At 67.7% G+C, this 9,920-nt stretch carries 13 protein-coding genes; 6 read left to right on the forward strand and 7 right to left on the reverse strand.

The window, feature by feature from the left end:
• Positions 1-122: 122 nt before the first annotated feature.
• The 6 genes from ACFOOL_RS06385 (at position 123) to ACFOOL_RS06410 (ending at position 5,427) form a co-directional block, all read left to right on the forward strand.
• Positions 123-911 carry an ABC transporter ATP-binding protein gene (locus ACFOOL_RS06385; protein WP_380095856.1) on the forward strand — a complete coding sequence of 263 codons (789 nt, stop codon included), beginning with the start codon at positions 123-125 and terminating at the stop codon, positions 909-911.
• Between the two features lie 394 nt (positions 912-1,305).
• Positions 1,306-2,172, forward strand: coding sequence for an ABC transporter permease (locus ACFOOL_RS06390; RefSeq protein ID WP_380095857.1), 867 nt, complete (start codon positions 1,306-1,308; stop codon positions 2,170-2,172).
• A complete protein-coding gene (locus ACFOOL_RS06395; RefSeq protein WP_380095859.1) occupies positions 2,169-3,278 on the forward strand; it encodes an ABC transporter permease in 1,110 nt (369 codons plus the stop codon). The genes ACFOOL_RS06390 and ACFOOL_RS06395 overlap by 4 nt, the downstream gene beginning before the upstream one ends.
• Before the next feature lie 21 nt (positions 3,279-3,299).
• On the forward strand, positions 3,300-4,277 hold the full coding sequence (locus ACFOOL_RS06400) for an ABC transporter substrate-binding protein (protein ID WP_380095861.1): 978 nt from the start codon (positions 3,300-3,302) through the stop codon (positions 4,275-4,277).
• Between the two features lie 70 nt (positions 4,278-4,347).
• A complete protein-coding gene (locus ACFOOL_RS06405) occupies positions 4,348-4,500 on the forward strand; it encodes a hypothetical protein (RefSeq protein ID WP_380095863.1) in 153 nt (50 codons plus the stop codon).
• A gap of 24 nt (positions 4,501-4,524) precedes the next feature.
• Positions 4,525-5,427, forward strand: coding sequence for a hypothetical protein (locus ACFOOL_RS06410; protein ID WP_380095865.1), 903 nt, complete (start codon positions 4,525-4,527; stop codon positions 5,425-5,427).
• A 226-nt stretch (positions 5,428-5,653) separates the two neighbouring features.
• On the opposite strand, the gene ACFOOL_RS06415 is transcribed toward ACFOOL_RS06410, so the two are convergent.
• From ACFOOL_RS06415 to ACFOOL_RS06445, 7 genes are all read right to left on the reverse strand, one after another.
• On the reverse strand, positions 5,654-6,340 hold the full coding sequence (locus ACFOOL_RS06415) for a L,D-transpeptidase (protein ID WP_380095867.1): 687 nt from the start codon (positions 6,338-6,340) through the stop codon (positions 5,654-5,656).
• A gap of 62 nt (positions 6,341-6,402) precedes the next feature.
• Positions 6,403-6,819, reverse strand: coding sequence for a hypothetical protein (locus tag ACFOOL_RS06420; protein ID WP_380095869.1), 417 nt, complete (start codon positions 6,817-6,819; stop codon positions 6,403-6,405).
• Positions 6,792-7,541 (reverse strand): M48 family metallopeptidase, encoded by a 750-nt coding sequence (locus tag ACFOOL_RS06425; protein ID WP_380095871.1) that lies wholly within the window; start codon positions 7,539-7,541, stop codon positions 6,792-6,794. The genes ACFOOL_RS06420 and ACFOOL_RS06425 overlap by 28 nt, the downstream gene beginning before the upstream one ends.
• Positions 7,542-7,621: 80 nt before the next feature.
• A complete protein-coding gene (locus ACFOOL_RS06430; RefSeq protein ID WP_380095873.1) occupies positions 7,622-7,804 on the reverse strand; it encodes a putative motility protein in 183 nt (60 codons plus the stop codon).
• A 55-nt stretch (positions 7,805-7,859) separates the two neighbouring features.
• Positions 7,860-8,645, reverse strand: a complete 786-nt coding sequence (locus tag ACFOOL_RS06435; protein WP_380095875.1) for a rhomboid family intramembrane serine protease — start codon at positions 8,643-8,645, stop codon at positions 7,860-7,862.
• Positions 8,605-9,216, reverse strand: a complete 612-nt coding sequence (locus ACFOOL_RS06440; protein WP_380095877.1) for a cob(I)yrinic acid a,c-diamide adenosyltransferase — start codon at positions 9,214-9,216, stop codon at positions 8,605-8,607. The genes ACFOOL_RS06435 and ACFOOL_RS06440 overlap by 41 nt, the downstream gene beginning before the upstream one ends.
• 50 nt (positions 9,217-9,266) lie before the next feature.
• Positions 9,267-9,464, reverse strand: coding sequence for a twin transmembrane helix small protein (locus ACFOOL_RS06445; protein WP_380095878.1), 198 nt, complete (start codon positions 9,462-9,464; stop codon positions 9,267-9,269).
• Positions 9,465-9,920: the final 456 nt, after the last annotated feature.

Consider the following 9,920-nt stretch of genomic DNA (forward strand, 5'->3'; position numbering starts at 1 on the left):
TCGCCCCCTGGGCGATCCACCCTCTCCCCGATGGGGAGAGGAACAAGAGACGTGCGCGCTGCCATTCTTCTCCCCCGCGGGGAGAAGGTGGCGCGCCAGCGCCGGATGAGGGGGATGGCCGTATGACCGCCGTTGTCCAGGCCGAGCGGCTCGGCCTCACCTTTCCGTCCGGCGACGGCGACATCGTGGCGCTGGCCGACGTCAATCTCACCATCGAGAAGGGCGAATTCGTCTCCTTCATCGGCCCTTCGGGCTGCGGCAAGACCACCTTCCTGCGCACCATCGCCGACCTCGAGACGCCGAGCTCGGGCACGCTGACCATCAACGGGCAGACGCCCGGGGCGGCGCGCAAGGCGCGGGCCTATGGCTATGTGTTCCAGGCGGCGGCGCTCTATCCCTGGCGCAATATCGAAAAGAACGTCGCCCTGCCGCTCGAGATCATGAACTATCCGGCCGCCGAGCAGGCCGAGCGGGTGCGGCGCACGCTGGAACTGGTCAATCTCACCGGCTTCGAGAAGAAATATCCCTGGCAGCTTTCGGGCGGCATGCAGCAGCGCGCCTCCATCGCCAGGGCGCTGTCCTTCGATGCCGATCTGCTGCTGATGGACGAACCCTTCGGGGCGCTGGACGAGATCGTGCGCGACCATCTCAATTCCGAACTGCTCAAATTGTGGGCGCGCACCGAAAAGACCATCTGCTTCGTCACCCACTCCATTCCCGAGGCGGTCTATCTCTCCACCAAGATCGTGGTCATGTCGCCGCGCCCCGGACGGGTGACCGACATCATCGAGAGCAATCTGCCGCGCGAGCGGCCGCTCGACATCCGCGAGACGCCCGAATTCCTCGAGATCGCCGCGCGGGTGCGCGACGGGCTGCGGGCCGGGCACTCCTATGACGAGGAGGTGGCGTGATGGGCGCGCCTCACGCAGCCTCCCCTTCTCCCCTTGCGGGAGAAAGTCCCCCGCAGGGGCGGATGAGGGGTCAGCGATCTTTGCGTCGGCATGGCGAGCGCGAAGAGAACCCCTCACCCTGCAATTCCGCTGAACGCAGAATTGCGGTCCCTCTCCCGCAAGGGGGGGAGGGTTCATTTCGGGCTCTTGGCTCAATTTATCTCCCACACCGGGCTTCCCTCGGGCTTGACCCGAGGGCCTCTATCCGCGTGCAGGAAACCCGGGTTTCGGGGCGCCCAGGCCGGCCCTCGGGTCAAGCCCGAGGGCAGCAAAGTGCTTGTGTGGGCAGCAAAAATCGATCCAGGAAGGTCCAAAGTAAACACTCCCCGCAAGGGGAGAGGGGAAAGGCGGCAACATGACCCGCATCCTGCCCATCCTCACCATCCTGCTGGCGATAGTCGCCTTCTGGTATGCGGCGGCGATCTGGATGAACGCGCCCTGGCAGAACACGCTCAATACTCGTGCCGGGCTGGACAGCGTCCCCTTCGCCGATTTCGTGCAGCAGACCTGGTCGCAGGACAAGCCGGTCCTGCCGGCGCCGCATCAGGTCTTCGCCGAGATCTGGAACGCCACCGTGGCGCTGGAGCTCACCTCGCGGCGGTCCCTGGCCTATCACGGCTGGATCACGCTCTCGGCCACGCTGCTCGGCTTCGCCTTCGGCACGGCGCTGGGCGTGGTGCTGGCGGTGGCCATCATCCACAACGACGCCTCGGACCGCTCGCTCATGCCCTGGATCATCGCCAGCCAGACCGTGCCCATCCTGGCGGTGGCGCCGATGGTGGTGGTGGGGCTGGGCGCGGTGGGGCTGACCGGGCTCGTGCCCAAGGCGCTGATCTCGATGTATCTGAGCTTTTTCCCGGTGGTGGTCGGCATGGTCAAGGGCCTGCGCTCGCCCGAGCCCATCCAGCTCGACCTGCTGCGCACCTATGACGCCAATGGCTGGCAGGTGTTCTGGAAATTGCGCTGGCCGGCGGCGATGCCGTTCCTGTTCGCCTCGATGAAGGTGGGCATCGCCATCTCGCTGATCGGGGCGGTGGTGGCCGAATTGTCCAACGCCTCGGGCGGGGGGCTGGGCGTGCGCCTGCTCACCGGCTCCTATAACGGCCAGACCGTCCAGATCTGGGCGGCCCTGTTCCTCGCCGCCTTCCTCGCCGCCGTGCTGGTGGCCATTGTCGGGAGCGCCGAGCGCTGGGTCAATGCGCGCATGGGGGCGAGGGCATGAGGGGCCAATTGAGCTATTTCCAACTCTATCTGGCCCTGGTGGCGGCGGGCGCCGGCGCGCTCGGGCTCGTCTTCAGCCTCCCCGATCCGGGGGCCAACCCGCCGATGACGCTGTTCTTCGCCGCCGCGACGCTGTCGCTGCTGCGGCTGGCGCTCCCGTTCAGCCTCTGGCTCGACGGCTTGCTGACGGTGCTGGGGGCGGGTGCGCTCCTCGCCGCGCTCGGGGGCGGCGCCGGCCTGCCGCCGCATCACTGGCTGGCGCTGATCTCGGCCTGGGCCTTCGCCTGGCTGTTCGTCGAGCGCCTGTCGGGGGCGATCCGGGCGGGAAAACTGCCCGAGACCGGCACCGGCCTCGTCATCCCCGTCATGTTCGGGCTGGCGCTGCTGGTGGTGTGGGAAGTGGTGACGCGGGGCGCCAACGTGCCGGCGGTGCTGCTGCCCCCGCCCTCCGCCATCGCGGCGCGGCTGATGGCGGAAACCCATATATTGTGGGCCGATTTCGTCCAGACCTTCATCAAGTCGGTGCTGCCCGGCTATGCCATCGGGTGCCTGGCCGGCCTCCTCGTCGCCATCGCCGTCGATCGCTCGCCCTTCCTCAAGGCCGGGCTGCTGCCCATCGGCAATTTCATGTCGGCCCTGCCCATTATCGGCATCGCCCCGATCATGGTGATGTGGTTCGGCTTCGACTGGCAGTCCAAGGCGGCGGTGGTGGTGGCCATGACCTTCTTTCCCATGCTGGTCAACGCCGTGGCCGGGCTCAACGCCGCCTCCGCCATGGAACGGGACCTGATGGAAACCTATGCCGCCTCCTATTGGCAGACGCTGGTGAAGCTGCGGCTCCCCGCCGCCGGGCCCTTCATCTTCAACGCCCTCAAGATCAACTCGACTCTGGCCCTGATCGGCGCGATCGTGGCTGAATTCTTCGGAACGCCCGTGGTGGGCATGGGCTTCCGGATATCGACCGGGGTGGGGCGTCTCGCCATCGACCTGGTCTGGGCGGAGATCGCCGTCGCGGCGGTCGCGGGGTCCGCCTTCTACGGGGTGATCGCCCTCATCGAAAGGGGCGTCACCTTCTGGCATCCGTCCGTCCGCGGTGGACGGGCGTAAAAGGGAAAAAGGGAACGACACATGAAGAACATCATCACGGGTCTGGTGGCCGGCGCGCTGGCGCTGTCGACCGCATCGGGCGCCCTGGCCGCCGACGCGCTGACCCTGCAATTGAAATGGGTGACCCAGGCGCAGTTCGCCGGCTATCTGGTCGCCGAGGCCAAGGGCTTCTATGACGAGGAGGACCTCGACGTCACCATCCTCGCCGGCGGGCCCAATATCGCGCCCGAGCAGGTGATCGCGGGGGGCGGCGCCGACATCATCGTCACCTGGATGGCCGCCGGCATGGCGGCGCGCGAAAGCGGGGTGCCCCTGGTCAATATCGCCCAGCCCTACAAGCGCTCGGGCCTGATGATGATCTGCCCCACCGAAACCGGCATCACCTCGGAAGCCGATTTCCCCGGCCATACGCTGGGCGTGTGGTTCTTCGGCAATGAATATCCGTTCTTCGCCTGGATGAACAAGCTGGGCCTGGCCACGGACGGCTCGGAAGGCGGCGTCACCGTCCTGCAGCAGAGCTTCGACGTGCAGCCGATGATCCAGGGCCAGGCCGACTGCATCTCGGTCATGACCTATAACGAATACGGCCAGGCGCTCGATGCCGGCTACGGCCCGGACAACCTCACCATCTTCAACTATACCGAGATGGGCAACGACCTGCTCGAGGACGGGCTCTACGTCATGGAGGACACGCTGGACGATCCGGCCAAGGTGGACGCCTATACCCGCTTCGTGCGGGCCTCGATGAAGGGCTGGGCCTATGCGCTGGACAATCCCGAGGAAGCCGCCGAGATCGTGGTGGAGGCCGACGATACCGGCGCGGCCGAATACGACCACCAGTTCTACATGGTCAACGAGGTGACCAAGCTGGTCGATCCCGACGACGCGGCGCTCGACATGGCCACCTATGAGCGCACCGTGCAGGCGCTGCTCGACCAGGGCATCATCACGCAGACGCCCGAGGGCGCCTATACCACCGTGGTCACCGACGGGCTCTGAGGAGAGGCGCGGTCGTGCCGGAGCGGGCGGGGAGCGATCCCCGCCCGTTTTTTTACGCCCGGCGGGCTGTATGGAGGGGGAAACCGGAACAAATCCGGCGCGGCGGCAGTTGTTGGGACATTGCGTCACAACAAGAGGGCTCACTGCCATGAACAGCATCATCTACCTGGTCGGCCTGGTCGTCATCGTCATGGCCATCCTGTCGTTCATCGGTCTCGCCTGAGGCCGGCAGGAAAGGAAGATCCACATGAGCATGGACACACCGGCAGGCATTGCCATCGTCGAAACCACCACTTCCGCCGCACTCGAGCGCGACCGGACCGGCTATGTCGATTGGCCGGCCATCTTCGCCGGCATCGTCCTGGCCGCCGCCCTGTCGCTGGTGCTGATCAGCTTCGGCTCGGCGCTGGGCCTCAATCTCGTCGACTTCAACGCCCGCGAGGGCGCCTCCCCGGTGCTGATCGGCATCGCGGCGGCAAGCTGGTTCCTCTGGGTGCAGATCTCCAGCTTCATGGCCGGGGGCTATCTCACCGGAAGGCTGCGCCGGCGCCATTTCGACGCCGACGAGGATGAAAGCGACATGCGCGACGGCGCCCACGGCCTGCTGGTCTGGGCCGGGGCGCTGGTGCTGGGCGCGGCGTTGGCCCTGGGCGGCGTCGGTGCCCTGGCCGGGGCCGCCGGCTCGGCGCTCTCCACCGCCACCGTCGCCGCCTCCAATGTCGCCGAGGGCGCGGCCGACGCCGCCGATCCCAACGCCTATTTCATCGACACGCTGTTCCGCGCCGACACCCCGATCGATCCGGGCCTGGCCCGGGACGAGGCCGGCCGCATCTTCGCCCGCGCGGCGCTGGGCGACGGCACCGTGGCCCCCGACGACCGCGCCTATCTGGCCAATGTGGTCGCCGCCAATACCGGGCTGACGCCCGAGGAGGCCGCCGCCCGCGTCGATCAGGTGACCGCCGCCATCGAGACGGCGCGGCAGGACGCCATCGAGGCCGCCCGCATCGCCCGCAACACCGCCATCATCGCCGCCTTCCTGCTCGCCGCCTCCTCGCTGGTCGCGGCCATCGGAGCCTATTGGGCGGCCCAGAAGGGCGGCAATCATCGCGACAGCGGCACGGCCTTCGCCGATGTCTTCCGCCGCTTCTGACCCCGGGCCGAGAGGAGAAGGAAAATGTTCAAAGGTCTCGCACTCTGGCTGCTGGGCGTACCGATCTGGCTGATCATCATCATCTTCCTGGTCACCTGAGCGGCGGCGTATCGGACTGAAAGGCGCAGTCGCGGTTTTCGGAACGTCCGATGCGCAACCAAAGAGCCGGGGCAGGAAAAAAAGCGAGCGGGCCAAAGGCCCGCTCGCGCCGTTTCGGGGCCGCCGCTTACACCACGCGGATCGGCGAGCCGCTGGGAACGCGGTCGTGCAGGTCCATCACGTCCTGGAACAGCAGGCGCACGCAGCCGCTGGAGACGGCCTTGCCGATGGTGACGACGTCCATGGTGCCGTGGATGCGGTAGAGCGTGTCGCGATTGCCCTGGTGGATATAGAGCGCGCGGGCGCCCAGGGCGTTGAGCAGGCCCGGGGGCTGGCCGTGGCGGTAGATTTCCAGTTCCGGCTCGCGCGCGATCATGTCGGCGGGCGGGGTCCAGACCGGCCATTTGCGCTTATAGGCGATATGGCCGGCGCCGCTCCATTCGAAGCCGGCGCGGCCCAGCCCCACCCCGTAGCGCATGGCGCGCCCCTCCGGCATGGTCCAGTAGAGGAAGTAATTGGCGGTATCGACCACCACCGTGCCCGGCTTCTCGCCGGTGACATTGGCCACTTCCTGGCGCCAATAGGCGGGGTTGAGATGGGTGATGTCGGCGGCGGGGACCGGAAACTCCTCTTCCGGATGCGCGCGGTATTTGGCCAGCACCTCGGCGGGAATGGCGGGGCGGACGGGCTCGGCCGCGGAAGCCAGGCGCGAGGAGCCGGTGGTGGAGCAGCCGGCAAGGGTGAGGGCGCCAAGGCCGGCCAGACCGGCCAGCACGGCGCGGCGCGACGGGGTCGCGTCGGAAATGGTCAACATCGAAAACAGTCCTTGGCCCGCAAGGGGCGCGTCAGCGAAGGGAACGGTCGGAAAAAGCTCGCTCAGGCGCGCTTGGGCGGGCGCAGCAGGCGGTGCTCCAGCCAGAGCGGGGCCAGCCCGGACATGGCTTCGACCGGCCTGTCGCAATCGGGCGCCCCCGGCAGTTCCGGCACCATGGCGGGAATGGCGTGATGGGGGCCGCAGGGCATGACGATGCCCGAGCCCAGATCGACATCGACCCGCTGCACCTTGACCATGACCGGAATGGAGACGTTCTGCGCATCGACCAGGTTGAGCACGACGATGGGCGTGCTGGCATAGCGATGCGCGTGTGCCGTCGTCGTCCCGGCCAGCGAGGCGAAGGCGAAGATGACGGCGATGAGGGCCACGAGACGTCGCATGGATCGCTGATAGGACAAGGATTGCGGCAGGATGTGGGCAGAACCGCCCATCAGCCCCCCGCAGACGGCGCCTGCCATGCCATCAGCTCCCGACCGTGTGCTTTTAGCCACGCCCGGCCCCGCTCCATCTCGGGCAGGGTGCGCGCCACCGTCGCCCAGAAGGCGGGCGAATGGTTCATCTCCACCAGATGCGCCACTTCGTGCGCGGCGACGTAATCGAGAACGAAGGGCGGCGCCAGCACCAGCCGCCAATTGTAGTTGATATTGCCCGAGGCGGAGCACGAGCCCCAGCGGCTCGACTGGCTCCTGAGGCGGATCTGCCGGATGGTGACGTCCAGCCGCTCGGCATGGACGGCGCTGCACCGTTCCAGATCGGCCAGCGCCTCGGCCCGCAGCCAGTCGTAGAGCCGGCGCGGCCGGTGTTCGGGGGCGCCGGGAAGGCGCAGTTCCGGGCCGGCGGCGCCGGCACAGAGCTCCGGCCGTCCGCGCAGCGTGCCGCTGGCGACGACCCGGTGGGGAACGCCGCGCAGCGGCAGCTCGATGCCGGCGTCGAGGCGCCGCACCCGGGCCGCGCGGGGCAGCCTGGCGGCCAGCCAGTGGCGATGGCGGAAGAGGAACGCCTCGGCCTCCGCCCAGCGCGCCCCCTCGGGCAGGGTGAGCAGGGGGCCCTCCGGGGGCAGGGAGAGCCGGAAGCTGCGCGCGCGCTTGCTCAGCCTGACCGTCACCGCCACTTCGGCGCCGTCGAGCTCGATATGGGTGATCTTGGGCGGCGCGGAGCGCTGGCGCAGAAAGGACAACATCGGGGGCAAGCGAAGGGGAATCAGGATCGCGCCCAGCTTATAGGCTTTCATCGCCAGGCGGAATCGGCGCCGGTGGCCGCTCAGGCCTGCTTGTCGATGCGCAGGCCCTGGCCGGGCGGCGGGGCGGCAAGAGCGGTCTGCATCAGCGTGTCGAGCAGTTCGGTCTGCATCTCATGGGCCTTCTTCACCACGGCGATCTGCACCGAATGCTGCGTCATGGCAGTCCGGGCGGTCAGCAGGTTCATGGCGAGATCGGTGTCCATGGGGCCGGTATAGCCCCTTCCGGTTAACGCAACCTTCTCCCATTGCCCGGATTTTTCAGCGTCCGCCCAAAAGGGGCACGCCGCGGCGGCGCAGGAGCGGCGCCAAAGCCAGCCCGGCGGCGAAGCCGCCCAGATGCGCCCACCAGGCCACCGCCTCGTCGCCGCCCACCACGACATAGAACAACTGGGTGGCGATCCAGAAGCCCAGCATCCAGAAGGCCGGCACCGGCAGGGGGATGAACCACACGATCCGCGCCAGCACGAAGACCCGCGCATGCGGGAAGAGCAGGATATAGGCGCCCATCACCCCGGCCACCGCGCCCGAGGCGCCGATCAGCGGCCCGTTGCCGTCGAGATTGAACAGCAGGTGGCACAAGGCCGCCAGCACTGCGCAGCCCAGATAGAACAGGAGGAATTTCCAGTGGCCGAAGGCGTCCTCGATATTGTCCCCGAACACCCAAAGGAACAGCATATTGGTCAGCATGTGCAGCCAGTCGGCATGCAGGAACGCATAGGTGAGGAAATTCGCCCAGTCCGGCAGCCAGGGCAGGGGCTGCGGATAGAGGTCGCGCACCACGATGGGGATCATGCCGAAATTGATCGCCGCCTGGTCGAAGGCGGCGGACGGCAGCACCGATTGCAGCAGGAACACCACGACCGTCACCCCGATCAGCCCGTAGGTGACGAAGGGGAAGCCGACATGGCGGAGCGGATTGGCATCGTGCAGGGGCAGGAACAGGGAAACATCCTCCTCGGTCCGCCGGCGGTTCAGGGAGCGCCGGGGCGGTCTCCCCCGGAGGTCATTTCGGCTTGCGGCCGGCGGGCTTTTCGAGGTCGCCATAATTGCCCGGCACCCACAGGACGTCGCCGGCGCCATTGCCGTTGGCCACCCGCCCGAGGACGAAGAACAGGTCGGAAAGCCGGTTGAGATAGCGCAGCGCCTCCTCATTGGTCTCCGGCTCGGCCTCGCGCAGCGCCGACACCAGCCGCTCGGCCCGCCGCGTCACGGTGCGGGCCAGATGCAGGCCCGCCGAAAGCGGCGTGCCCCCGGGCAGCACGAAGCTGCGCAGCGGCGACAGCTCGGCGTTGAAGCGGTCGATCTGCTCCTCCAGCCAGGCGGTCTGCACCGGGCGGACGCGCAGGCTGGGATATTGGGCGTTTTCATCGTCGGCCCCGGGCGTCGCCAGATCCGAGCCGACATCGAACAGATCGTTCTGGATGCGGGCCAGCACGGCGTCGAGCCCGGACTGGCCGGCGGCGGACAGCCTGGCATGGCCCACCAGCGCATTGGCCTCCTCCACCGTGCCATAGGCCTCGATGCGCAGGTCGTGCTTGGCACGGCGGGGGCCGCGCACCAGCCCGGTGGTGCCCCCGTCGCCGGTGCGGGTATAGATGACGTTGAGCTTGACCATGATCGGACCCTCCTATTGTCGAAATCCGGCCGGCTCCGGGCGGGCGGCCCTCAGCCCTGGCCGCCGAAGAAGAACAGCGCGCCCAGCAGCAGCAGCAGGGCGATGGCCTGGCCGATGACGCGCAGGCGCATCAGCCGCTGGCTGGTATTGCCCGAGCCGCCCTTGAGCATGTTCCAAAGGCCCATGCCCAGCACGATGACGACGAAGAGCAGCGCAAGGGCGATGGCGATGTTGAGAAGCGTTTGCATGGAAACCTGGCAGTTGGCTGGACGGCGGGAATCGCCGCTTGCAGAGACGGTCGGGCCGGCCGCCACAGCGTCATAGATGGCACGAATCCGCCGCGAGGTGAACAATTCCCTGTGCGGGAGAAGGACGCGGGGCGCGGATGCGTTCCCTTCCCTTCGAGGGAGGGGAATCGCCTATGGAAATCCGTGAGGCCGGCCCCTTTGCCTCCTTCCCCACTCGGGTAGCACTTGCGCGCTCCCGAGCGCAGGCGCTTGCGGGGAAGTGTTTATTTTGGACGCTCTTGGCTTGATCGCTGTTGTCCACACCAACGCTGCGCTGCCCTCGGGCTCGACCCGAGGGCCGGCTTGGGAGCCCCGAAACTCAGCTTTCTTGCACGTGGACAGTGGCCCTCGGGTCAAGCCCACTGCTGTCCGGTTTAATCTGGTGAGAACTGGAGGGTCATTTGGCGGGTATCGCGG

Origin of the sequence: Devosia honganensis (assembly GCF_042648785.1) — a bacterium.
Classification (GTDB): Bacteria; Pseudomonadota; Alphaproteobacteria; order Rhizobiales; family Devosiaceae; genus Devosia; species Devosia honganensis.